The 25,047-nt window shown below is 38.9% G+C and carries 15 protein-coding genes, 1 rRNA gene and 3 pseudogenes; 5 read left to right on the forward strand and 14 right to left on the reverse strand.

Translation table 11 applies throughout. The features are described 5' to 3' along the window. Positions 1 to 254 precede the first annotated feature (254 nt). The 9 genes and pseudogenes from ACGHCK_RS10470 to rlmH all read right to left on the reverse strand — a co-directional run. Positions 255 to 4,103 (reverse strand): annotated as a pseudogene (locus ACGHCK_RS10470) (PolC-type DNA polymerase III); the annotation flags it as partial. A gap of 474 nt (positions 4,104 to 4,577) precedes the next feature. Next, positions 4,578 to 5,222, reverse strand: a pseudogene (locus ACGHCK_RS10475) (PolC-type DNA polymerase III N-terminal domain-containing protein); the annotation flags it as partial. Positions 5,223 to 6,043: 821 nt separating this feature from the next. After that, positions 6,044 to 7,894 (reverse strand): proline--tRNA ligase, encoded by a 1,851-nt coding sequence (locus ACGHCK_RS10480; RefSeq protein ID WP_202231337.1) that lies wholly within the window; start codon positions 7,892 to 7,894, stop codon positions 6,044 to 6,046. Positions 7,895 to 7,920: 26 nt separating this feature from the next. After that, the gene (rseP, locus tag ACGHCK_RS10485; protein ID WP_251423325.1) at positions 7,921 to 9,168 is read right to left on the reverse strand and encodes an RIP metalloprotease RseP; all 1,248 of its coding nucleotides are present in this window, start codon (positions 9,166 to 9,168) and stop codon (positions 7,921 to 7,923) included. Positions 9,169 to 9,347: 179 nt separating this feature from the next. Continuing rightward, the gene (locus ACGHCK_RS10490; RefSeq protein ID WP_251423328.1) at positions 9,348 to 10,142 is read right to left on the reverse strand and encodes a phosphatidate cytidylyltransferase; all 795 of its coding nucleotides are present in this window, start codon (positions 10,140 to 10,142) and stop codon (positions 9,348 to 9,350) included. Further along, positions 10,139 to 10,876 (reverse strand): isoprenyl transferase, encoded by a 738-nt coding sequence (locus ACGHCK_RS10495; RefSeq protein ID WP_251423331.1) that lies wholly within the window; start codon positions 10,874 to 10,876, stop codon positions 10,139 to 10,141. Before ACGHCK_RS10495 ends, ACGHCK_RS10490 begins: the two co-directional genes overlap by 4 nt. A 195-nt stretch (positions 10,877 to 11,071) precedes the next feature. Continuing rightward, positions 11,072 to 11,407, reverse strand: coding sequence for a preprotein translocase subunit YajC (yajC, locus tag ACGHCK_RS10500; RefSeq protein ID WP_202231333.1), 336 nt, complete (start codon positions 11,405 to 11,407; stop codon positions 11,072 to 11,074). A gap of 28 nt (positions 11,408 to 11,435) precedes the next feature. Further along, positions 11,436 to 12,038: pseudogene (locus ACGHCK_RS10505) on the reverse strand (DNA alkylation repair protein). Beyond that, positions 12,035 to 12,514 (reverse strand): 23S rRNA (pseudouridine(1915)-N(3))-methyltransferase RlmH, encoded by a 480-nt coding sequence (rlmH, locus tag ACGHCK_RS10510; RefSeq protein ID WP_251423334.1) that lies wholly within the window; start codon positions 12,512 to 12,514, stop codon positions 12,035 to 12,037. Before rlmH ends, ACGHCK_RS10505 begins: the two are co-directional and overlap by 4 nt. Positions 12,515 to 12,819: 305 nt before the next feature. Between rlmH and ACGHCK_RS10515 the strand changes: the two genes are divergently transcribed. The 4 genes from ACGHCK_RS10515 to ACGHCK_RS10530 all read left to right on the forward strand — a co-directional run bounded on the left by ACGHCK_RS10515 (position 12,820) and on the right by ACGHCK_RS10530 (position 16,755). After that, positions 12,820 to 14,040 carry a S1C family serine protease gene (locus ACGHCK_RS10515; RefSeq protein WP_251423337.1) on the forward strand — a complete coding sequence of 407 codons (1,221 nt, stop codon included), beginning with the start codon at positions 12,820 to 12,822 and terminating at the stop codon, positions 14,038 to 14,040. Positions 14,041 to 14,136: 96 nt separating this feature from the next. Then, positions 14,137 to 15,135 carry an LTA glycolipid anchor biosynthesis glycosyltransferase, IagA/BgsA family gene (locus ACGHCK_RS10520; protein WP_251423340.1) on the forward strand — a complete coding sequence of 333 codons (999 nt, stop codon included), beginning with the start codon at positions 14,137 to 14,139 and terminating at the stop codon, positions 15,133 to 15,135. 11 nt (positions 15,136 to 15,146) lie between these two features. Then, complete coding sequence (locus tag ACGHCK_RS10525) at positions 15,147 to 16,481, forward strand: glycosyltransferase family 4 protein (protein WP_251423343.1); 1,335 nt, start codon at positions 15,147 to 15,149, stop codon at positions 16,479 to 16,481. 49 nt (positions 16,482 to 16,530) lie between these two features. Further along, positions 16,531 to 16,755 carry a DUF1797 family protein gene (locus ACGHCK_RS10530; RefSeq protein ID WP_251423346.1) on the forward strand — a complete coding sequence of 75 codons (225 nt, stop codon included), beginning with the start codon at positions 16,531 to 16,533 and terminating at the stop codon, positions 16,753 to 16,755. A 54-nt stretch (positions 16,756 to 16,809) separates the two neighbouring features. Here ACGHCK_RS10530 and ACGHCK_RS10535 read toward each other — a convergent pair whose 3' ends face one another. From ACGHCK_RS10535 to tgt, 3 genes are all read right to left on the reverse strand, one after another. Continuing rightward, the gene (locus ACGHCK_RS10535) at positions 16,810 to 17,562 is read right to left on the reverse strand and encodes a tRNA1(Val) (adenine(37)-N6)-methyltransferase (RefSeq protein ID WP_202231578.1); all 753 of its coding nucleotides are present in this window, start codon (positions 17,560 to 17,562) and stop codon (positions 16,810 to 16,812) included. Between the two features lie 34 nt (positions 17,563 to 17,596). Beyond that, a complete protein-coding gene (locus tag ACGHCK_RS10540) occupies positions 17,597 to 19,549 on the reverse strand; it encodes an alpha-amylase family glycosyl hydrolase (RefSeq protein ID WP_251423350.1) in 1,953 nt (650 codons plus the stop codon). Positions 19,550 to 19,678: 129 nt separating this feature from the next. Continuing rightward, positions 19,679 to 20,827, reverse strand: a complete 1,149-nt coding sequence (gene tgt, locus ACGHCK_RS10545; protein WP_251423353.1) for a tRNA guanosine(34) transglycosylase Tgt — start codon at positions 20,825 to 20,827, stop codon at positions 19,679 to 19,681. 134 nt (positions 20,828 to 20,961) lie between these two features. On the opposite strand from tgt, the gene ACGHCK_RS10550 reads away from it, so the two are divergent. Then, positions 20,962 to 21,684, forward strand: coding sequence for a DUF975 family protein (locus tag ACGHCK_RS10550; RefSeq protein WP_251423356.1), 723 nt, complete (start codon positions 20,962 to 20,964; stop codon positions 21,682 to 21,684). A 566-nt stretch (positions 21,685 to 22,250) separates the two neighbouring features. On the opposite strand, the gene polA is transcribed toward ACGHCK_RS10550, so the two are convergent. Continuing rightward, a complete protein-coding gene (gene polA / locus ACGHCK_RS10555) occupies positions 22,251 to 24,866 on the reverse strand; it encodes a DNA polymerase I (protein WP_251423359.1) in 2,616 nt (871 codons plus the stop codon). A 56-nt stretch (positions 24,867 to 24,922) separates the two neighbouring features. Next, positions 24,923 to 25,037, reverse strand: a 5S ribosomal RNA gene (gene rrf / locus ACGHCK_RS10560). Between the last annotated feature and the right edge of the window lie 10 nt (positions 25,038 to 25,047).

Below are 25,047 nucleotides of genomic sequence, written 5' to 3' on the forward strand. Positions count from 1 at the left end.
TTGAATCGACAGGTCTATACAAGAGGTCTCCCTCTCGCATATAGTCATTCTACTTTATTCAGTTTTCAATGGTCTATCATTCTCACAAGTCCCTCGCTTGCGACAACTATTATATTCTACCAAACTACTTACAAACTGTCAAGAATAAACTTTCCTTTTCCCCTTATTTTTTTATATGCATTCGGATATCCCCGCCGTTGTCACGTTTGTACGCTACTAAAAAAGACACCTCAGTGCCTTTTCTTATTTTTTAATCAAAACAAATCTTCAAAGAGACTTAATTGGTTATCCTCTGGCATTCCGTCAAGTATTCCCAGAGATTTCATATTATCAACAATGGCTTGAGATAGTCCTCCTCGTTTACGAAGCTCCATGATACTTAAAAATTCACCATCTCCCCGGGCTTCAACCAATTGTTTCGCAACGTTTTCGCCCAAGCTGTCCATCGTAACAAACGGTGGAATGAGTGTATCCCCATCAATAACAAATTCTGTGGCTTCACTACGATAAAGGTCAATCTTGCCAAATTTATACCCGCGTTCAAGCATCTCATTGCAGAGCTCTAAAGTTGTCAGCAAAGATACTTCAGTATTTGTCGCATCAAATCCTTTATCTCGAATTTCTTTCATCTTCGCCTTGACTGCATCCAATCCTGCACTCATGGTCGCTATATCAAATGTAGTGGCACGGATAGAAAACCAAGCACAATAGTACAGAATTGGTTTATGCACCTTGAAATAAGCAACACGAAGTGCCATCATAATGTAGGCTGCCGCATGGGCTTTTGGAAACATGTACTTGATTTTCGAGCAAGATTCGATATACCAATCTGGTACACCATGCTCTCGCATTGCTTTAATATATGTTTCGCGTTCTTCTGCTCCAATTTTACTCCACATTCCTTTGCGGACACGCTCCATAATGTTGAAAGCCATGGACTCCTCTAAGCCCGAGTGAATCAGATAAACCATGATATCATCGCGACATCCAATCACACTGGATAGATCAGCAATCCCCGAACGAATCAACTCTTGAGCATTCCCTGCCCATACGTCCGTACCATGTGAAAGACCAGAAATCTGTAATAAATCAGCAAAAGATTTTGGCTTAGCTTCAGCAATCATATTCATGGAGGTAAAAGTTCCCATTTCAGGGATACCTAAAGTTCCCAACTTAGCCCCAAGTTGTTCCTCAGTAATTCCCAGTGACTCAGTTCCTGTAAATAGCTTCATCACTTCTTTATCATCCATTGGAATATCTTGTGGAACAATCCCTGATAAACTTTGAAGTTTTCGAATCATCGTAGGATCATCGTGCCCAAGAATATCTAATTTTAAGATGTTATCATGAATAGCATGAAAGTCAAAGTGTGTCGTCTGCCACTCTGCTCGCGTGTCATCTGCAGGATATTGAACCGGTGTAAAGTCATAAACATCCATATAATTAGGGATTACAATGATTCCTCCTGGATGCTGTCCTGTTGTTCGTTTTACCCCCGTCGAGGTCATCGCCAGTCGATCAATTTCAGCATTGCTATAAAACTGATTATAATCTCGCTCATAGCCCTTGACAAAACCAAAAGCTGTTTTTTCAGCAACTGTACCAATCGTTCCGGCCCGGAAAGCATAGTCTTCTCCAAAAATCTCTCGAACATCTAAGTGAGCCAAAGGTTGGTCATCACCTGAAAAGTTCAAATCAATATCGGGAACCTTGTCTCCTTTGAACCCCAGAAAGGTTTCAAAAGGAATATCATGGCCATCCTTCACTAATTTATGCTTACATTTTGGACAATTCTTATCCGGCATATCGTAACCTGAACCATAGCTGCCGTCATCGTAGCATTCAAAATACTGACATTCTGGACAGCGATAATGCGGTGCAAGAGGATTAACCTCAGTGATTCCAATCATGGTTGCGACAAGTGAGGAACCGACAGAGCCTCGTGAACCCACTATATAGCCCCGCTCATTTGAACGACGCACAAGCTCTTGGGAAATAATATAGACTACTGAAAAGCCATTACCTATAATTGAGCGTAATTCTTTTTCTAAACGCGCATCAACAATGTCCGGCAAGGGATTTCCATACCATTCATGGGCCTTCTCATAAGTCAGACGGGTAATACGTTCCTCCGAACTTTCTCCTCCCTCAAATGTCATTTTTGGTGTATAGAGATCTTCCCTCACAGGAGTGAGCTCCTCAAACCGCTCTTCCATCTTTTGAGTATTTGTGATAACAATTTCACGCGCTATTTCCTCATCTAAAAAGCTAAACGCTTCCAGCATTTCATCTGTCGTACGGAAGTGAGCTTCTGGCAATGGTAGAGGTTTTGCATGTTCACCATGTCCTTGTGTCCAGTTTATTTCCGCCCCTTGCCCAAGTGAACGAACAATAATTTCACGATTGATTGCTTCTTCGGGGTTTATATAGTGTACATCTCCTGTTGCTAAAACAGGTTTCCCCAGCTTTTTCCCAAGTTTTATTAAGTCCTTGAGTGCTTGATGCAGTTCTTTTTCATTTTTGAAACTTCCACCAACGACAAGCGATTGATAAAGTGCCGGAGGCATTACTTCAATAAAATCATAGAACTTCGCAATTTCTAGAGCCTCTTCAAAAGTTTTATTTGTTATCGCTTCAAAAACTTCACCTGATTTGCAGGCTGATCCTACAATGATTCCTTCCCTGTGCTCCTGCAAAACAGAACGCGGAATACGTGGAACACCAGATAAATATTTAACATTTGAAAAGCTCACCAGCTTAAACAAGTTTTTCAAGCCGACTTGAGTTTGAGCATAAAGTGTTACGTGTTTTGGACGAACTTTCTTATAAGAATCTTCCGCAACCAGTTTGGCATTTAAATCTAGAAGTGATGTCCATCCGTGACGTTCACGCACTTCATTAAGAAAGACAAACAAAAGTCTTCCAGTAGCTTCCGCATCATAGTTAGCCATGTGGTGGTGCTCCAAGGCAATCTGGAATTTCTTCGTCAGTTGTCCCAAGCCAAAACGTTTCATCCAAGGATAAAGGTTGCGCGCAAATTCCAATGTATCAATTACCGGCTGTGTGATGATAGGCAAACCATTCCTCTGATAATTCATATTCATGAAGCCCACGTCAAATGTGGCATTATGAGCGACTAAGATGCTGCCTTCACAAAATTCTTGAAATGATTTTAAGACCTCATACAGTGGTTTAGCATTTTTCAAATGATCTTGCGTGATACCCGTTAACTCTGTCGTAAAATTACTGATGGGATAGCCAGGATTAATAAATTCATCAAACTCAGCAATGGGATTCCCCTTATGCATTTTGGTTCCAGCGATCTGAATCAGATCATTATGTACGGCTGACAAACCTGTTGTTTCCACGTCAAAGACGACATAAGTTGATTCATACATGTTCACATCTTCTTCATTGTAAACAATCGGAATCTTGTCCTCCACAAGATTTGCTTCCACACCATAGATGATTTTTATGCCATGTTTTTTTCCAGCTTGGTACGCTTCTGGATAAGCTTGTAATCCCGCATGGTCTGTGATAGCAATCGCTCTATGACCAAATTTAGCTGCCTGAGCAACAAGTTTGCTGGCCGATGGCATCGCATCCATCGTCGACATGTTTGTATGACTGTGAAATTCAACTCGCTTGTCTTCATCCGTCACCTTATCTTCTCGAACCCTCTGAGTTGGAATTTCTTGCAAGTCATTCATTTGCAAGATAAGGTCTTTTTTGTATTCATCATGCTTTACAACACCACGAACACGAGCCCAAATCCCGGTCAATTGTTTCGCAAGAGCAATTTCTTCATCGTCTCTTACCCATCTTGAAATGTAGAAACTTGATGTATAGTCTGTCATTTCAAGTTCAAGCAAGTGGCTAATATTTCCTGTTTTTCGCGATTTTATCTCCCGCAATTCACTTTTAAAAATATAGCCTTCAAAAACAACTGAACCCTGGGTTGAAAATTCACTCACTGAGCGCATTGGTGTGATTGGCTCGGAGTTTTTAATTTCACGACCAATTTGAATTTTATCAGACTTCACAGCATTAATCTGCGAGGCAATCTTGCTGCAGTCTTCTTTTTTTGAAATTTCAACAGCATCACTTACTGTCATCACCAAATCATCTTTATAAACATCGTGAGCAATATTGCCACGTACGCGTAACCAGATGCCTTGCTCAAACTGGATGGTTCCCTCCTCGCCCATGTTTGCTGCTTTTACCTTGTCAACAATCTTATCAAATTGAGAAATTTCATTTTCCTTGCGCCCCCATTTGATAACTTGAAAAACAGCTGTCTCATCGGCAAGTTTCATCTCCAGAACGTGGTTTGTCTTGCCTGTACTATGGCTTGGGAATTCGCGGTGGTGTGCCTCGAAAACATAGCCTTCAAAAATGACTCCACTTCCCTCACCAGCAATGAAGCTCATTGAAGTTACAGGACTGCTTCCGTTAATTTTACGACCAAATGAAACCCCTTCTGCTAGAGCCGTATCTATTTTTTCAGGTATTTTTTCTGCTTTAGCTGCTGTCTCATCGGACCGTATTTTTTTCAGTTCACTGATTTGATATTGTGAAGCAGACTCTGCCGCCAACATATTGCTTACTTTACGCTCATGTTCTTCACGATTTTCCTGTGTTAATGCCTCATCAACAACTGGACGAATCGTGAGTGCTCCGAAACCAAAGGTCCTAAACTTTTCCTCTAAAATCGGAAAATCTTTTTTTACAAAGTAGTCCAATTGTGGATTATCTTCAACCAGAAGATTAATCTGCACCCCTCGTTGCTCTATACGATATTTTTTAAAAATATTGGCAAAGGCTGTATTAGAAAGGCCTGGCTGTGTCAGCGCAACTTGATAATAATCATTGAGCATTTGCGTATCAAACTCTAACTGGTTTACTTCTATTGAAAGTTCTGTTTCAGCAATTGTTGAAAAAGCGGACTCGATTAGCCCTGATAAAACTTTCCACTGCTCTACAGGCAAGATTTTCTCAAATCTTAATTGGAACTTCCAAAGCTTACGCTCAGTATGTACCTCTACATTCTCGATTTCTGCAGTTGAAAAAAGAGCCGATTCGCGAATTTGGTTTGGCATTTTTATCTGTTCCATCAATTTTTCAAAAAGATTTTCCATAGTTTCTCCGCACATCTCTATTTTTTCTGTATCCTCCATTATAACAAAAAAGCAATATCTCTGCTTTTTATCGGAATTTACCATGACGTTAAAAAGACGGACCGTGATGACAGTCTTTCTTTAAGGCGCCGTTGTCACTAAAGATATCGATAACTACTGAGATTTTGCTTCCCTCTAGTACAAACGAAGTTCTTTTGAAATGAGTTTTGACGTATTCTTTCTTTTCTATCTGCTGCCACTAAGAATAAATATTTTTTGAAAATGAGTTAGCTTTCCTTTCATGGTAGCTTAACACAAGTTTCCTTAAGACACTCCTCACAAGAAAAAAATAATGATACTATAATTAATCGAATAAGAACAGGAATATCACCTAAAAAACCAGAGTATGTCACAGCTCACAATACAATCCACAGCATAACTAGGAAGGTGTCTATGATATTAAGTGAAACACCCTTTCGTTTCAGAACTAAAGCTTTATAAAAGGTCAATTATCAGAACAGTAAACAATTCCTCTTTTTCTATGAGATCTATCAAAGTGCTTTAGATGATTTTCAAAACAAACCAAGCGGATGATTTTTGAGGGCTTACCAGTTGTCTTTAAAAAGAGCTGTCCGCTAGCTGCTTAAACATAAGCAGTCTATTTCACTCTATTCCAACGAACCACTTGAAGGTTCAACAATCTCTGTAAACTTATTACACACATTTCCTTTAGCTTTGCCAGATTTGACCATCTCAGAAAACGGATTTTGATCCAACAATTTCTCACAAAGCGCAACTAAAAAAGCTGGTCAAAGGCAACTTTTTACACACTACTGTAACTCATTTTTAGCGATGACCACCGAAGAATTAACAAAAAATCGAGATAATTTCAATCTCGATTTTTGATATTTTTTATAAATCCTTCACTACTTCGTCAAAATCTCAATCGTATTGACAAGTTCTTCTTTGTTGATTTCCACAACTTCACCAGTCGCACGAATTTTAACTTCGACGATGCCTTCGCTTGCTTTTTTACCAATCGTCACACGGACAGGTAGACCAATCAAATCACTGTCGGCAAATTTAACACCCGCACGTTCATTACGATCATCCACAAGAACTTGATAGCCTTTACCACGAAGAGCTGTTTCTAATTCAGCAGTTACAGCCATCGCTTCTTCGTCTTTAGTATTGACTGGTACCAAATGGATATCGAATGGCGCAAGCTCTTTAGGGAAGTTGATAGACCAGCTGAACTTGTACTCCTCACGCGGTGTTTTCTCTACATAGATTCGCGCAAATTGTTCAAGAATAGCTGAAAGCATACGGCTTACACCGATACCATAACATCCCATAACTATTGGTACGGCCTTACCATTTTGATCAAGAATATTAGCCCCCATTGAATCGGAGTAGCGCGTTCCTAACTTAAAAATATGTCCGATTTCAATACCACGAGCAAACTTAAGTGTACCGCGTCCATCTGGTGATATTTCACCTTCATTAACGACACGTAAATCAACAAATTCGTCTACTTCAAAATCACGACCAAGGTTAGCGTTGCGGTAATGGAAGCCGTCCTCGTTTGCACCAATAATAGCATTCTTAACCACTTCAACTTCGCGATCAGCAATAATTTTAACGCCCTTAAGGCCGATTGGTCCAAGTGAGCCAAAGTGCGCACCTGATAGACTTTCAACATCTGTTTCAGTTGCGGGTTCAATAACGTTAGCTCCCAAATAATTTTGCAACTTCACTTCATTAAGCTCATCATTTCCATGCATAAGGACCACAATTAATTCTCCATCTGCACGAAAAACTAAAGTTTTGAGTGTTTCAGCAACATCCGCTTCTAAAAACTCTGCTACTTCGTCGATGGTTTTAACATTCGGCGTTGCAACCTTTTCAAGTTCCAAAGTTTCTGTATAGCTAGCAATATTTTCAAACTTATTTGTTGCCATTTCCAAATTGGCTGCATAATCACCACCCTCAGCATAAACGACCGTATCTTCACCAGCAACTAGCCACTTAGACAGTTCTTCTTTGATTTGTTCAATAACTGTGTTAGGGATTTCATCAATGGATTCGATGGAATTTCCAAGAACCAGCCATTTTTCAAGATCTGTCCGATCGGCTGTAATAGCCATAAATTCCTGGCTGTCTTTACCACCCATCGCGCCACCATCACCAATGATTGCTTTGAAATCAAGTCCTGCACGAGTAAAGATGTTCTCATAAGCACGCTTGTAGTCACTGTAAGTTTCATCCAGACTTTCGTAGTCCGCATGAAAACTGTAACCATCCTTCATGATAAACTCACGTCCTCGAAGCAAACCATAACGTGGACGCTTTTCATCACGATATTTTGCTTGAATTTGATAAACATTCAAAGGAAGCTTTTTATATGAAGTCACTTCGTCACGTACCAAAGCTGTCATTGTTTCTTCATGAGTAGGTCCCAAGATAAAATCTGAATGATCACGATTTTTAAGCTTATAAAGGTCTTCCCCATAAGTATCATAACGTCCTGATTCGCGCCACAAATCCGCCGTCAAAAGAGCTGGTGCTAAAAGTTCGACAGCTCCAATGTTTTCAAATTCTTCACGCATGATTGTTTTAAGCTTTTCAAGAACTCGATTTGCCAAGGGCAAGTAGGCATAAATACCGGCTGAGATTTGGCGGACATAACCCGCACGAACTAAAAGAGCATGCGAGATAACTTGTGCATCGCTTGGCATTTCGCGAAGCGTTGGTATAAGCATTTTTGATTGTTTCATATTTTATTCCTTAAATTTTTTGTTTCTTATCTAATAAAGGCTCGGAGGATATCGTTCCAAGTTACTGCAATCATTAGGAGAACCATGAAGACAAGGCCAATGAGAGTCAAAATTCCTTCTTTTTCCTGCGACAACGGTTTGCCACGCAGAGCTTCAACGATGTTGAGTACAATTTTTCCACCGTCGAGGACAGGTATAGGAATTAGGTTCACAATTCCTAGGTTGATTGATAACATTGCAAGCAAAGCAATGACAGAAGTTATACCTTCTCGCGCAGCCTGACCGCTTAAATCATAAATGGCGACTGGCCCCCCAAGTTTATCAAGGCTAGGTTGCGAAATGAGGTTCCCTAAGGCTTTAAAAATGAGGGTCGCTGCATCAACAGCCCGCGTAAAACCGCCTGTGATCTTATCAACAAAACCTGTTTTGAGTGAGCGTGTAATGCCAATAAGATACCTGTCTTCTACTTTTTCAGGTTGAACTTTTACAGTCTTATGTGTTCCATCACGCTCAATGTCTAACTCAACTGTTTGTCCTTCATTTTCACTAATACGTTGAGCAACCTCATTCCAGTCATCGGTTTTATGACCATCAACAGCTTGGATTTTATCCTTAGCTTGTAGACCAGCTGTATAAGCCGGCGTCCCAGGCTGAACTTGTCCAATCTCGTTTGTATTTGAAGGTACGCCACCTTGCATAAAAGTAATAATAATGAAGGCTATAATTCCTAAAATAAAATTGTTCAAAGGCCCCGCAAAATTCGTCAATATCTTACCGATTACGCTGGCACTTTGATATTGAACATCCAAAGGCGCAATACGAATTTCCGTACCGTCCCCTTCAATAATCGTTGCATCATGGTCAACTGAATAACGGCGCGTTTCTCCAAAGACCTCTCCTTCAATAAAAAGTGCTTTTTCAAAATCATATTCCGTGACCAACATAGGTACACTATTTTCCAAGTCCACTCGGTCTGAAAGGTTTATTTTGACAACTTGATTTTCCACAATCATCAGAGATGCGGGAGTTCCTTTTTTAATTTCTGTTGTGTCATCACCCCAGCCGGCCATACGAACGTAACCCCCAAGTGGAAGGATACGAACACTATAAAAAGTACCATCTTTTGCTTGGTGCGCAAAAATTTTCGGCCCCATTCCAATTGAAAATTCGCGAACTAAAATTCCCGCGCGCTTCGCAAAGAAAAGATGCCCGTACTCATGTACAACAACAATAATGCCAAAGACAATGATGAATGTTATCAGTGTTTGAATCAATAACGTTCCTCCCTTAATATTCTGAATTCATATCCTCTTCTGAAGATACTTTCTTCAGAAACTACTTGTATTTTTATCTTCCCTGAAATAAAACTCTCCCTAACACTATATTTTACCTAAAGCGTAATGAAATGTGAAATAAGAGTGATTTTAATCTACGGTCTTCTCATTTGATTGCCTTAAAACAAGCCCAGCAAGTGCATGACTGGAAAGACAAATATCAAGTTATCAAAACGATCAAGTACACCACCATGACCTGGCAAAAGTTTCCCCGAGTCTTTAACTCCATAATGCCGCTTGATGCTTGATTCTACCAAATCACCAATCTGTCCAACAATAGAAAAGACAATGGTGAAAAGGATAAGTTTTACAAAACCAATCTGTGGAAGTTCGTTTTTATAAAAAATGAACATGATGATTGTAACAACTACGGCTGAAAAGATTCCTCCAACAGAACCTTCTACTGTCTTATTAGGTGAAACATCTGGAATCAATTTACGTTTTCCAATTGATTTTCCAACAAAGTAAGCGCCTATATCTGTAGACCAAACAATGAATAGGGCCAGAAAGACTACGGCCAAGCCGCTTTCGCGCGCCAGAAGCAAACTTTGAAACCCCATCCCCACATAAAACGCCGAAAGAAAGGGAAAGCCAATATCCTCAAAGCTATAAGAGCCTCTCGAAAAAACCATCGCTGTTAGCATTGCAAAAAGACAAAGCATGAAAAGCAGGATACTGCCCTCAACGCCCATTCCAAAGAAATATCTACCTATGGGTAGTGCCAAACAAAGGGCTGCCATTGTCGACAAAATGCCTTCAAAGGACATGAGCTGAAGCTTATGCATTTTGAATAGTTCATTCATAGCTGTAATGACCAACAAAGCTATTAAAATTTGGAAAAAGCCTCCTCCTATTAGCATGAGCCCTATAAAAACGGCTCCTCCGATAATAGCGGTGATTGTACGCTTTATCATTTCACTCCTCCATATCTGCGATCACGTTTTTGAAACTCTAAAATAGCGGCATCCAACGCTGCTTCATCAAAATCCGGCCAAGCCGTGTCTGTAAAATAGAGTTCACTATATGCAGCTTGCCATGGTAAAAAGTTAGACAAGCGTAATTCTCCTGACGTCCGTATAATCAAATCTGGGTCTCGTAAGTCTTTAGGTAAAATTGATGTCTGCAAGTAATCAGAAAGTTCTTCTTCAGTAATTTCTGACAATTTTTTCCCACTTTTGGCTAAATTTTGAACGGCTAATAAAATATCACGCCGTCCACCATAATTCATGGCAAAGTTGAGAATCATTCCCGTATTATTGGCCGTTTCGGCCGCCGCTCTGTCAATTGAATTTAAAGTAGCCTTTGGCAAGCCTTCACGTTCGCCAATCATCCTAATCTGTATATTCTCTTCATTAAGAATCGGAAGGTATTTGCTGTAAAAATCAATTGGCAAGCTCATGATAAATTTGACTTCATCCATAGGACGAGACCAATTTTCTGTTGAAAAAGCGTAGACCGTCATTACTTTTACGCCACGGTGCTGCCCATGAATGGCTGCCGTTTTTAATGCATCCATTCCAGCTTTGTGACCAAAAATCCTTGGTTTCCCTTGACTTTTAGCCCAACGACCATTTCCATCCATAATTATTCCAATATGCTGTGGTACTGGAATTTGCTCTTGCGAGTTATTTTTTAAGTTATTAAACATAGCACCTCACAGTCAGTATCCCCATTTTATCATATTTTAAAGAAAAACACAGAGAAATTCGATATGCACCGCCCTGTATGGTCTCTCTCAAAGCTTCTTCTGTTCTATGTATTTCATGTATAAATATGAAGTGTTTTGGAAAAAGAAAAAACCTACCCAAAATCTTGATAGGTTTTCAAACTCATCTTTCCTTGCTTATTCTTCGACTGGGTTGTCTTCTTTTACTGTTTCTTCAACAACTGTTGTTTCTGAAACAATTGGCGATTCAACTGTGTTATTTTTTACTGTTTTAACGGCTGCACGATCAAAAGTCAAAATAACGCCTTCACAGTCCAATTCGATTGTAGCATCCGCTTCATTGATACTGCTCAAAACACCGTGTAAACCACCGATAGTTACAATTTCTGCACCAATAACCATTGAATTCAATTGTTCTTGACGCTGTTGTTGAGCTTTCTTTTGGCTACGATTCATGAAGAACATCATCCCACCTACAACAACAACCATAAAGACCAAAGACATAACATTCATTTATTAATTTCTCCTTTAAAAACATTGATTATCCACAGACAATAGGATTATTATAGCACATTTTATAAGGGCTGTCTATAAGTATTTTCCTGCTTCTCCTACAGATAGAGAAGACTTTTCCCTCCCGTCCTTCAAGAAATGTCCTTCCCCATTTGGAATTTGCTTTAAAATCTTCTCTTAGTGCCCAGCCAATCGTTTTATGGATAAAAAATTCATTCGTTCCCAAGTTATTAAGGATGATTTCTTCTAAAAGTTCCGAATCCGTTTACTCTTTTAAAGCCAGTTAACAATTAATAACAATACGGCATATACAAAAATTCTCATCCTTGGACCTATCTACTGTTTCCCAACAAGATTTTATATGAGCCAATTGATAAATTTTTGGTAAATCTGAAACATGGAGATATTTCTTCATTTTACGCAAACAATCACAAGCTAGAGACTGAAGTTCTCTTTCTTTTAAACATAATTTGTGAATAAACGCCCAATCAATAGTCATTTCTTGAACCTTCTCTTTCAAAAACAGAGGAGAGGTCAAAGCTAAAAATTTAAACTGCTCACGCAAATAGGCTGCTTGTTTTTCTACCCTTTCCTCATCAGCATGAACACGAAACTCTTCAATGATTTTCATTTGTGATAAGCACTTCCTCTGTTAATCATTTGTGCACGATAAATTTGTTCCAACAAAACAAGGCGCATCAGTTGATGAGGTAATGTAAAACGTCCAAAGGAAACTTGTAAGTCACTTCTCTTATAGACAGCATCCGATAATCCCAAGGAACCTCCTATAACTAAGACCAAGTGGCGCGTTCCATAAATTTCACAATTTTTAACAAAATCTGCCAAGTCTTCACTTGTCATTAATTTGCCTTGAATCGCAAGAATTACCAGCTTATCTCCCTCATTTATACGGGCAAGAATTTTTTCACCTTCTCTACTTTTTATTGCTTCTTTTTCTTTATCTGATGGATTATCTGGGATTTTTTCATCAGCTAACTCAATAATTTCAAGAGGTGTCATCGTGCGCATCCTTTTTTGATATTCAGCGACACCTTCCTTTAGATAATTCTCTTTAAGTTTTCCTACAGCGATTAATTTTATTTTCATTCCTTTATTTTATCTTTTTCCCCAATTGAAAGCAAAATGAAAGCCATATTTATCAACATTTTTTGTATTTTTTCCACATTTCTGTGGAAAAGTTGTGGATTTTATTCACTTGTTCACAGTTGCCAACGACTTTTTCACAGAATTGTGGAAAACTTTCTCTTATATTTCCTTTTTATCCGCTTTTGAGGTATTATAATGTATGTGAGTATCCCTCAATTCATATATGTAATATTAAAGATTATTTAAGGAATATGCATTATACTTGTGTATAAATATTTCTTACTGGAAAAGGAGAAACTTCTACTATGGAGAAAAAAAATATCACTTCATTACTCGTTACTGGTGTGGCTGGTGGAGCCATCGCCCTTGGAGGAAGTGCCATTTATCAAAACATGACCAACACATCGACAGCAAATAACAATGCAAATAGCTCTGTGAACACGGTTAATGTACAAGTCAATACAGATACAACTAAAGCAATTAAAAAGATTTCAAATACTGTTGTCTCCGTTTTAAATTACCAAAAATCATCTTCAAGTAGTGATTTAGAACGTATTTTTGGAAATGAGAACAACAATAACAATAATGATAGCAATGACCCACAACTTGCAGGAGAAGGTTCTGGTGTCATTTATAAAAAAGATGGCAATACAGCTTATGTTGTAACAAACTATCACGTGATTGAAGGTGCTTCTTCTCTAGAAGTGCTCATGGCAGGCGGCCAAAAGGTAACCGCTGAAGTTGTGGGATCAGATGCTTATTCTGATTTGGCTGTTCTCAAGATTGATGCTAAATATGTCAAAGAAACAGCAACCTTTGGTAATTCTGATAAGCTTACCGTCGGTGAACCCGCTATAGCAGTCGGTTCTCCCCTTGGAAGTGAGTATGCTAACTCAGCAACTGAGGGCATTGTTTCGAGTCTTAACCGTAATGTTGTTCTTCAAAATAATCAAGGGCAAACAATTAATGTCAATGCTATTCAAACAGATGCAGCAATTAACCCAGGTAACTCTGGTGGAGCGCTCATCAATATTCAAGGACAAGTCATTGGTATTACATCAAGTAAGATTACCTCAACCCCAAGTGGTACAAGTAGTAACGGTGTTTCCGTAGAAGGTATGGGCTTTGCTATTCCTGCAAATGATGTTGTAAATATCATCAACAAGTTGGAAAAAGATGGCAAGGTAATTCGACCTGCTCTAGGTGTCCAAATGGTCAACTTATCTAGTCTTTCACAAAATATGCTGGCTTCACTTAATCTTCCTGAAAATGTGACAAGTGGGGTAGCTATAGCTGAAGTTCAATCAGGAATGCCAGCAGCTAAGGCTGGGCTTAAGAAGGGAGATGTTATTGTCAAAATTAACGATGATGAAGTAACCTCAAGTGTAAACCTTCAAAGCACACTCTACAAGTCTTCAATCGGCGATACAATTAAGGTCACTTACTATCGTGATGGGAAGCAAGCCACCGCTAATATCAAGCTTGACAAGACAAACAGCGATATCAACTTTGACAAACAAAACTAAAAGATTACATCCCCTTGAAAAGGGGATTTTTTTGATACGTAATTATAATGAATATTTATTTTTTGTCAATAAAATTGTGGTAAAATAGGTTTAATCATGAAAATTTTACTTTACCTAGAAGCCGAACAAATTTTGAGCCGCTCAGGAATTGGGCGTGCAATGAAGCATCAACAAAGAGCCTTGGATTTGATGCAGGTAGACTGGACTCAAAATCCTAATGAAGATTATGATATCTTGCATCTCAATACATATGGACCTCAAAGCTGGCGTATGCTCAAGAAAGCAAAAAAAGCTGGTAAAAAGGTAATCTTTCACGGGCATTCCACTGAAGAAGATTTCCGTGATTCTTTCCTTGGTTCTAACTTGGTATCTCCCTTGTTTAAACGTTATCTGATGCGTTTCTATCGGGAGGCTGATTTGGTCATCACACCCACCGAATATTCTGCTGGACTTTTACGAGGCTATGGTCTCACCTGCCCCATCATACCCATTTCTAATGGTATAGATTTAAGCAAATATCAAGCCAGTCCAGAGAAAGAGAAAGTCTTTCGCCAATATTTTAATATTGAGGACCAGCAAAAAGTTGTTATATGTGCAGGGCTTTATTTCAAACGCAAAGGTATTGATGACTTTGTAAAAGTGGCCGAAAAGATGCCAGATGTAAAATTTATATGGTTTGGCTATCAGAACCTTTGGACTGTACCTGGTTGGATACGCCGTTTAGTCAAAAAAAATCATCCCACAAATGTCCTTTTCCCTGGTTACATCAAGGGAGATATTTACGAGGGTGCAATGACTTCTGCTTCTGCTTTTTTCTTTCCCTCTCGTGAAGAAACCGAAGGGATTGTTGTTCTGGAAGCCTTAGCAAGTCATCAAAATGTTGTCGTACGCGATATCCCTGTCTACAAGGGATGGCTTGATAATGAAGCAGCGAATATGGGAACAGATGTTGACAGCTTCGTGACTGCATTGCAAAAAGTATTGGATGGAAAAGTTAACAAAATAGAAAAAGGCTATCAAGTCGCACAGTCACGCGCCATTGAACGTGTCGCTGCTGAATTAGAGGCTGCTTATCGCCAAACTTTGGAGTTATAAAATAAAAAACTATGAGAATCGGAATTTTTACAGACAGCTATTTCCCACAAATTAGTGGTGTAGCAACAAGTATTCAAAGCTTAACTATTGAGTTAGAAAAACTCGGACATCAGGTTTTTATCTTTACCACAACAGATCCGCATGCTGACGTAGATCATGAACCTGAGAATATCATTCGTTTCCAAAGTGTTCCATTTGTTTCACTCGCCGAACGTAAGGTGGTTATCAAGGGTGTTTTTGCTGCCTATCAAATCGCTCGAACCTACCAACTTGATATTATTCATACTCAGACTGAATTTGGAATGGGTCTCTTAGGAAAAATGGTCGCACAGCAACTTCAGATTCCTGTCATTCATACCCTACATACGAAATATGAAGACTATGTGCATTATATTGCTAAAGGTCGCTTGATTCGCCCAAGCATGGTTAAATACATTATTCGAAACTTTTTACGTGGAAGTGAAGCCATTATTTGCCCAAGCCAAATGGTGTTGGATACCGTGAATAGTTACGGTATCAGCCTACCTAAGCGCGTTATTCCCACAGGTATTGATCTGTCACGCTTTAAACGAGACGAGATTACTCTGGACGAAATCCAAGACTTGCGTCACAGCTTAGGTCTTGCGGATAATGAAACGATGCTCCTCAGCCTATCCCGTGTTGCTGCGGAAAAGAATATACAAGCGGTCATTGCAGCCATGCCACAACTTATAGAAAAAATAGCTGTAAAGTTAGTCATTGTAGGAGACGGTCCTTATATGAAAAATCTACAAGAGCAAGTGGCAGAACTGAACATAGAAGACTATGTTGTCTTCACAGGGGCTGTAGAAAATCAAAAAACCGCTTATTACTACAAAGCAGCAGACTTTTTCATTTCCGCTTCTACTTCCGAAACACAGGGCTTGACTTATCTTGAGGCACTGGCTGCAGGCACGCGTGTGTTAGCAACTGTCAATCCTTACCTTACACAGCTTATTGACGACAAAGAGTTCGGTCGCCTCTTTGCCTCAGATGCCGATATTGCCAACACAGTCTTGGCTGCTGTACACGAAAGTCAAGAAGTCGATAAAGAAAAGTTTAATAAAAAATTGTACGAAATTTCTGCAGAAAATTTTGCACAACAGGTTTATAATTTCTATCAGGACACCATCGTTGAATATCAAGCGCGGAAAAATTCCGAACATTTTTTAGACGAATTTGACATTGCTGCTCAAAAGTGGTCAAGACAAATGAAACGTTCTTTTCATCGTGAAAAAATTCGTGCACGATATTTAACAAGAAAAGCAACTAAACTCGCTAAAAATTTACAAAATTATGTTAAAATAGATAAAGAAAATATGAAATAAGGCTTGCGGGCAATCAAAACAGCCCTTAAAATAGGCATTGGAGGAAATAATGAAATCACATTTGATAGCAATCATGGATCGTTTAAATCGTTTGATTGAAACGGCTGATCCAAAGGAAACTTACAACTTTGAACGCGAAGGTGAAGTTATTGCAACGGTAAGCTTCCTGCCAGAAGAAACTGCTTTTTCTATCAAATACCCAAAACAAAAAGACGTTGCTATCTTTGATGATATTGATCTTGTAGCAATTGAACTTTATGATATGATTTATTAAAAATAAGAAGCCATCTGTGGATGGCTTCTTATTTTTTTATGATGTATCCCAGCATCACTCAAGCTTTCCATAGTAAATTTCTTGAATTTCCGCTGTATAGTTTCCAGAGTCATCGTGAACAATCAGAGGAGGAAGGAAGATTTCTCCACCTGGCTTTCCATCTTTAATGGCATCAATCAGTAATATATTAGCTGCTTGATTAGCCTTAGGATAGACGAACTGAATACGCTTAGGAACAAGATGATTTTTTTTCATCTTGTCTACAATTTCAAAAAAGCGTTCCGGACGATGTACTAAAGCAAGATGTCCATTTGTTTTTAAAAGCCTCTTACTGGTTTCAAATATTTCATCCAAATTCGTTGCCAACTCATGGCGTGCTAAGGTATAGTGAGGGTTTTCATTAACATGGCTCTTGTCATCTAATTTAAAATAAGGAGGATTACAAAAAATCAGATCTACTGAAGAGGTCGTGATATAGTTTAAGGCTTTATTTAAATTATCGTTAATGACAGTCATCTGCTCGTCCAGTTCATTAAGCTGAATGGACCGTTGTGTCATTTCCGCAAGACGCTCCTGTATTTCAAGCTCTATGATTTGAGAATCTGTCATTGAACTAGCAAAAAGTCCAACAGCGCCATTCCCTGCACACATATCTACAATTTTCCCTTTCTTTGGTAAACGAGGAAAACGTGCGAGAAGAATGGCATCTATGGAAAATGAAAAAACGTCACGACTTTGTATTATTTGTACATCTGTTGCCGCAATTTGATCAATACGTTCACCGGCTTTTAATTCGATATCTGTCATTCTCTTATTATACAATTTTCATATCTAAAATTCTCTATGAGGAAAACTGAAAAACCATAGCTGTGCGTTCAGCTAATAAGAGTTCAAGTTTTTTATTCTTTTCCTGATACGTAAAACTTGATCGTGGGCCAAAACCGCCATATTTATTATCATCTGTATCAAATATCAGTTCGGGCTTACTTGGCATGTAAAGACTAAGTTTTTGTTCTCTATTTGGATGGAAATTAAAGACAAAGAGGAGTTTGCCCTTTCTGTAGGCTAAAAGCTTGTCTTGATTTTTTATCCAGCATTGTTGTAGACTGCCGCTTTGCTTTAAAAATTTATGCTCCTGCTCTAAAGCAATCATATCCTGATCAAATTTTAATAAATACTTAAAGCGTAAGTTTTCATTTTCTGACAAAGACCATTGACGACGTGCATGCTGAAAGCTCTCTTGATTTCCTTCTCTAGGAAAGTCTAACCACTCCGGATGACCAAACTCATTCCCCATAAAATTAAGATAGCCTTCACCTGCTAAACTAAAAGTAACCAGTCTTACGAGCTTATGCAAGGCAAGGGCACGATCAATAATCAATGAATCCGTATGGCTATCCATGGAGTCATAAATGGCTTCGTTAGCTAGCCACATCATCAGGGTTTTATCACCCACCAAAGCTTGGTCATGACTCTCCGCATAACCGATATTTTTCTCACCCGGACGACGTGTTGTTAGTTCCCACCAAAGTTCCATGAGGTCCAACTCTTCATCTGATTTTTCCTTAAACTGCCTAATCCAGTAGTCTGGAACTCCCATAGACAAACGATAATCAAAACCAATTCCACCCTCAGAAATAGGAAGAGCCATCCCTGGCATCGCTGACATGTCTTCTGCAATCATTGTTGCGTTAGGATTAACTTGACGAACAAGTTCGTTGGCAAGCATCAAGTAAACGATAGCTTCAATATCCGTATCCCTAGAAAAATATTTACCATAATTGTCAAAACTTGTTCCTAAGCCATGATGATGATAGAGCATGCTGGTTACTCCGTCAAAGCGAAAACCGTCAAAACGGTAAGTTTCCAGCCAAAACTTAAGGTTAGACAGGAGGAAATGAATGACTTCATCCTTACCATAATTAAAAAGTTTCGTGTTCCAAGCTTCATGCTCGCCTCGACCGCCTGCATGAAAGTATTGAGTGCTACTTCCATCAAAAAGATTCAGACCATCACCCACATTTTTCACTGCATGTGAATGTACAACATCCAGTAGAACTCGAAGTCCCATGCCATGAGCCGTATCTATCAATTCCATCAGATCCTCTGGACTACCAAAGCGACTTGATACCGCAAAAAAGTTGGAAACTTGGTAGCCAAAGCTAGCATAGAGCGGATGCTCCATAATAGCCATAAGCTGTATGGTGTTGTAACCGGCTTTTTTGATACGGGGCAGGACGTCTACTGTAAATTCTTTATAAGAATTTATCCTATATTCTTCACTCGAAATCCCGATGTGTGCCTCATAGATTAGGGGAGCTGTATCTTTTAAAACAGGAGACTTATGTTTAAATTCATACCTAGGCTCAACAATAACTCCATCCAGTTCCAAGTATTCATTTTGAACAGCATACATAATATAGGAAGGGACTCTATAAACTTCTGTACCGTTGATAACAAGTTTAACCTTGACCTTAGAACCTAAAGGTAAACGACCAGGAACTGCTATTTCCCAAACTCCACCATAGGCTGCTTTTAACTCATGCTGGCTGCCCTCCCATTCATTGAAGTCACCAACTAAAAAAGCTTTTTCTGCATTCGGTGCCCATTCACGAAAAGTCCAATTGTGCGTTTCTTGTTGAAAGCCAAAGTATTTATGACCATTGGCAAAGTCCGACAGTTTCCCTTCCATTCCTAGTAACCTCTTTTTAGTTCTTGCAAATTCAAAAAGACGCAGAGACAGGTCTTCCTTGTAAGGTTCTAAGTATGGGTCGTATTGTAAAATATTTAGCATGATGAGAAACCTCCCTTAATAACTGACACACTCTTCATTTATTCTACCATTTTTTTACACCGTATTATATTCTTATGGGGGACTATTGATAGTAAAAATACAAAAAAGAGAGAACAGCAACTTCTCTCTTTAAAAATTCTTAGCATTTGGTTTATTATAGCCATACTTTTCACAGAAGTCCTCACGGAATTCCAGAAGATTGTCATCCACAATAGCTTGGCGAACATTTATCATCAAGTTAATCAAGAAATACAAGTTATGGTAACTTAAAAGACGGAGACCAAATGTCTCATCTGCTTTGAATAAATGACGTAGGTAAGCACGGGTGTAGTTTGAGCAGCAATAGCAATCACACTCTGGATCAAGTGGTGTAAAATCAAGCTCATATTTTGCATTTTTAATATTCACACGACCGAAACTTGTCATCGCGGTACCATTACGCGCGATACGTGTGGGTAGCACACAGTCAAACATGTCTACACCACGAATGACGCCATCAATTAAACTATCTGGTGCACCAACTCCCATCAAATAACGTGGTTTATCTTCTGGCAAAAGCGGTGTTGTAAAGTCAAGGACGGCATTCATCTCAGCGTGAGACTCACCCACAGCAAGACCCCCAATCGAGTAGCCAGGGAAGTCCATGCTAACAAGATCACGCGCTGATTGGCGGCGTAAATCTTCAAATCCAGCACCTTGCACGATGCCGAAAAGTCCTTGATCATGTGGGCGTTGATGTGCTTTTAGGCCACGCTCTGCCCAACGGGATGTCCGTTCTACAGAAGCTTTGACGTAATCATAAGGTTGATAAAAAGGTGGACATTCATCAAAGCTCATCATAATATCAGAGCCCAGATTATTTTGGATAGAAATAGCTTTTTCTGGGTTGAGGAAGAGTTCGCGACCGTCAAGATGGCTTTTAAATTTAACGCCCTCTTCGCTGATATTTTTCTTGTTTTGTACCAAAGAGTAAACTTGGAAGCCACCACTATCTGTTAAAATAGGCTGATCCCAATTCATAAATTTATGCAAGCCTCCTGCTTGAGCAACAAGCTCATCTCCTGGACGAAGCCACAAGTGATAAGTATTGGCAAGAATAATCCCTGCCCCCATCTCTTTAAGTTCTTCTGGGGACTGTGTCTTAACCGTTGCTTGCGTCCCTACAGGCATAAACATAGGTGTTGGAAAAGTCCCATGTGGTGTTATAATTTCACCGAGACGCGCACCTGTGTGTTTTTCTTTTTTGATTAGTCTATATTTTATTGCATGTTCAGTCATGTAAACTCCTTTAAACTTCTACAAGTATACCAAAATTCTTTGATTTTTCCCAGCCAGTCTATGACTGCTTTTATCTGAAAGTTTTTTGTTGAGAAGCCTCTTCTTTTATGGTATTCTAAGGGATGGAGGATTCTATGATGTTTAAAGTTTTAAAAGATAGAGCCAAGGATGCTCTGAGAGAAGACTTTGGTGCTAAGTTACGCCTGTTCTTAATCCCAATTTTTGGGGGAATCATCTCAATGAACATGACTTATCGCTCAAACTATAATTCCAATGTAGACACCGTTAATAATTTTGATGCAAGTGCTATAACAACAGGATTACTGCTTTCTTTACTCTTGGCAATGCTTATTGGCTTTTTAATAGGAGCTTTGCTTTCTGTCATCATTGATGTTATCACGGTTGGTGCTCGTTTCAATTACATTAAAATCTATCGTGGCGAACACACAAGCTTACGCTTTAAAAATGTCTTTAGCCCTTTTAAAGATGGCAGTTGGATAAAGATTTTCGTTCTTCACTTAGTGACTTCACTACTTCTTGTTCTTCTGGCCGTTACTGTTATCGGTATTCCTTTTGCCATTTATCTTGGTCTGGGTTGGTCGCAAAAAGATTACATTCTTTTTGACCAGTTAGAGTCAGGTACTTATAATGGTATCTGGGGCGTACTTAATGCTTCTTCTCAAGTAATGCAAGGCTCTCGTGGAGACTATTTTCTCTTCTTGTTGAGTTTCATCTTATGGTACATCCTCTCAGGTATTACCTTAGGTCTTGCAAAATTCTGGACAACACCCTATATTGAAATGTCCACCATTGCTTACTACCAAAACTTAATTGCCTCTAACAGAAAGACATATTAAAAAGAAGACATAGTGTTCTTCTTTTTTTAGCTTTCATATATGAAAATGATGCGCTATAGCGAATAAGAAAATCACAATACAATAATAAAAAATGTGTTGTGTTAATAAGAAACTCCACTTTCTCTCGAACATAAAGTTAGCTTCGTATATCAAAAAATCATGCGGAAGACTGATTTTCACTTCCTTTTATGATGCTATAATAAATATATAAAAATCTAAGGAGTTTAAATCACAATGCTGTTCTTACTCATCATTATCTTATGCACTTATCTCTTCCTCAAAGGATTTTTCGAATACATCCTTCCCCTCCTCATCTTCCTCTTCTTTGCAAAACTTTTCTTGGGAGGGCTTCTCCTTTTCTTTAATACACACTTTCTTTTCAGTCTAGCAATCATCGCTTTCTTCATCTGGCTAATTAGTACTGTCAAAAAACAAAATTATTGATAAATCACAAAGGTAACTTATCATAGAGTAAGCTATTAAAAAATGGAATCACCTCAACCATGGTGGTTCCATTTTTTTAAAAATTTGGATAAATCATCATTTACTTATCTCACAGGAAAAACTTATTTCGCTTCATACCAGCTATCCCCCGTATTTTCATCAGCAAGCAATGGTACATTGAGTTCTACAGCAGACTCCATCGTTTGTTTTACTAGGGTCTGAACATCTGCCAACTCCTCCTTGGGTACTTCAAGAATGATTTCATCATGAACTTGGAGTAATAACCTTGCTTTAAACTTTCCTTTTGTCAACGCACTGTCTAGATTAATCATAGCAATTTTGAGAATATCTCCAGCAGAACCTTGTATAGGAGCGTTAATTGCCTGCCGCTCAGCACCTTGCCGCACCATAAAGTTACGATTATTAATTTCTGGTAGTTTTCGACGGCGGTTAAACATTGTACTCACATAACCTCTGTCTTTTGCCTCACGTTTAGTTTCCCTAATATAGTTAGCTACACCAGGATAACGTTCAAAATAAGCGTGAATCATACCAGCAGCTTCTTTATTAGAAATACTTAAACGCTTCGCTAGACCATATTCTGTTTCTCCATAAGAAATACCAAAGTTTACTGCTTTAGCATTGCGGCGGTCATTAGGGGTAACATTTTCTGGTTTATCTATCCCAAAAACACGCATGGCTGTACTGCTATGAATATCTGCACCATGATTAAAAGCACTAATCAGATGTTCATCCTTAGATATATGCGCCAAGACACGAAGTTCAATTTGTGAATAATCAGAACTTAATAAAACATTATTCTCATCAGCAACGAACGCTTTACGAATTAGGCGACCTGCTTCTAAGCGAACAGGAATATTTTGTAGATTGGGTTCTACCGATGAGAGACGCCCTGTTTGGGTCAAATCCTGAACATAGCGTGTATGAATACGCCCATCCTCTGCTATTTGTGGAATTAGTCCTTGCACATAAGTAGATTGAATTTTTGAAATTTGGCGGTATTCGAGTATTTTAGCAACTAACTCATAATCTTGGGCTAAGTTTTCCAAGATATCTGCAGCGGTTGAATAGCCAGTTTTAGTTTTTTTACCGTGAGGTATCTGTAATTTTTCAAAAAGAATAACTCCGAGCTGCTTTGGCGAATTGATATTAAATTCTTCGCCTGCGAGTTCATAAATTTTTGCAGTTAAATCAGCAATCAATTTTTCATTTTCGGCTCCGATTTCTTCCAGAGTACTCACTTCCACTGCTATACCCGCAATTTCCATTTTAGCCAAAACATTGGCCAGAGGAAGCTCCATTTCTGTGAGAAGACGGTATTGTTCATTTTCTTCAAGGTTTTGAAGCATTACCTCTTTGGTAGAGGTCAAAATATGAATCTTACGCGCTAAATGCTTGAATAAAACGTCATCTTCAGGGACACTGCGTTTAGCCCCTTTACCATAGACTTCCTCATCTGTGGGCATAAAGTCATTGGCGAATAAACGTCCAATTGTTTCTACTTTATTATCTTCCGTTGTGGAAATCAGATATTTAGCCAACATACTGTCATACTTAGCAGGTGGTAGTTCAATACCTAAACGATGGAGCAGCACTTTATTTTTCTTAAAGTCATATGTATTTTCAGGAAAATCGAAATCCTTCAATATTTCTGTATTTTTCGAAACAAAGATTTTCTCTTTATTTCCCCAAGCGAAGCCGATAATGTCTTCTTTATGGTAATTCTCATTTAATATTTCAATATAAAAGAAATCTTCCTTATCTACAGAAACTTCAGAGGCTTCTTCAATGACTTCAAAATTTAGCGCAACCTCACCAACTTCAGCTGTCTCGAGCTTTGCCTTAAATTGAGCAAATCCCATTTCATCATAAAAAGCCAAAAGTCCTGATGTATTCGCTGGTTTTATTCGCGTATCTGCAAGATCAATCTCAATAGGAGCTTTCGTATCAATCGTTGCTAAGGTTCGAGACAAATAAGCCATCTCACGATCAGCAATTAGATTGTCTTTCATCTTACTCTGCTTGAGGGAATCAATATTCGCATACAGATTGTCAATAGAGCCCCATTCTTGAAGCAACTTAAGTGCTGTTTTTTCACCAACCTTAGTTACACCTGGATAATTATCTGAGCTGTCCCCCATCAAGCCTTTAAGATCGATAAATTGTTCTGGAGTTAGTCCCATTTTTTCCATTAAATAAGCAGGCGTAAAGCTCTCAAACTCCGCCACACCTTTTTTCGAAATTTCAACAGTTGTATTTGAGTCCGCCAACTGAATCAAATCCTTATCGCCCGTAACGATTGTCACGTCATAAGCACCAGCTTCAGGAAGTTCAGCCATTTTATCTAATGTACCAATAATATCATCAGCTTCATAATTTTTTAGTTCATAATGATTATAACCGAGTTTTTCAATCAACTCTTTAATAAAGGGAAGCTGCTCTCGAAACTCATCAGGCATTCGTGCCCGGCCATCTTTATATGTGGCGAACATTTCTGTTCTAAACGTAGTCTTTCCCGCATCAAAGGCAATTAAGACATGATCAGGTTCCAAACGTTCAACCAAGTTATTAAGCATGAGATGAAAGGCATATATAGCATTGGTATGTAAACCACTTGGAGCCACAAAACGGTCTACTTGATTGTAGAGCGCAAAAAAAGCCCGAAATGCTAGGGAGGAACCGTCAATGAGCAGTAATTTATTTTTCTTGTTTTCCATAACTCCTATTATACCTCAAATTCATAAAAAAAAAGAAGCCTTAGCTTCTTCAGTTCACTTGGCATTTACCCTATCTCGCAGGGGTTCTCCCCAACTACATCCGGCGTAATAGGACTTAACTTCTGTGTTCGACATGGGAACAGGTGTATCTCCTATGCAATCAATACCAAATCATGGTCTG

This window comes from Lactococcus muris (assembly GCF_042849115.1).
Lineage (GTDB): Bacteria > Bacillota > Bacilli > Lactobacillales > Streptococcaceae > Lactococcus > Lactococcus muris.

Coding starts and splice junctions, on each gene's coding strand:
- ACGHCK_RS10530 (WP_251423346.1), top strand. CDS start 16,531: ATGAAATCACATTTGATAGCAATCATGGATCGTTTAAATCGTTTGATT.
- ACGHCK_RS10515 (WP_251423337.1), top strand. CDS start 12,820: ATGGAGAAAAAAAATATCACTTCATTACTCGTTACTGGTGTGGCTGGT.
- ACGHCK_RS10490 (WP_251423328.1), bottom strand. CDS start 10,142: ATGATAAAGCGTACAATCACCGCTATTATCGGAGGAGCCGTTTTTATA.
- yajC (WP_202231333.1), bottom strand. CDS start 11,407: ATGAATGTTATGTCTTTGGTCTTTATGGTTGTTGTTGTAGGTGGGATG.
- ACGHCK_RS10495 (WP_251423331.1), bottom strand. CDS start 10,876: ATGTTTAATAACTTAAAAAATAACTCGCAAGAGCAAATTCCAGTACCA.
- tgt (WP_251423353.1), bottom strand. CDS start 20,827: ATGACTGAACATGCAATAAAATATAGACTAATCAAAAAAGAAAAACAC.
- ACGHCK_RS10525 (WP_251423343.1), top strand. CDS start 15,147: ATGAGAATCGGAATTTTTACAGACAGCTATTTCCCACAAATTAGTGGT.
- ACGHCK_RS10480 (WP_202231337.1), bottom strand. CDS start 7,894: ATGAAACAATCAAAAATGCTTATACCAACGCTTCGCGAAATGCCAAGC.
- ACGHCK_RS10540 (WP_251423350.1), bottom strand. CDS start 19,549: ATGCTAAATATTTTACAATACGACCCATACTTAGAACCTTACAAGGAA.
- ACGHCK_RS10550 (WP_251423356.1), top strand. CDS start 20,962: ATGATGTTTAAAGTTTTAAAAGATAGAGCCAAGGATGCTCTGAGAGAA.
- polA (WP_251423359.1), bottom strand. CDS start 24,866: ATGGAAAACAAGAAAAATAAATTACTGCTCATTGACGGTTCCTCCCTA.
- rlmH (WP_251423334.1), bottom strand. CDS start 12,514: ATGAAAATAAAATTAATCGCTGTAGGAAAACTTAAAGAGAATTATCTA.
- ACGHCK_RS10520 (WP_251423340.1), top strand. CDS start 14,137: ATGAAAATTTTACTTTACCTAGAAGCCGAACAAATTTTGAGCCGCTCA.
- ACGHCK_RS10535 (WP_202231578.1), bottom strand. CDS start 17,562: ATGACAGATATCGAATTAAAAGCCGGTGAACGTATTGATCAAATTGCG.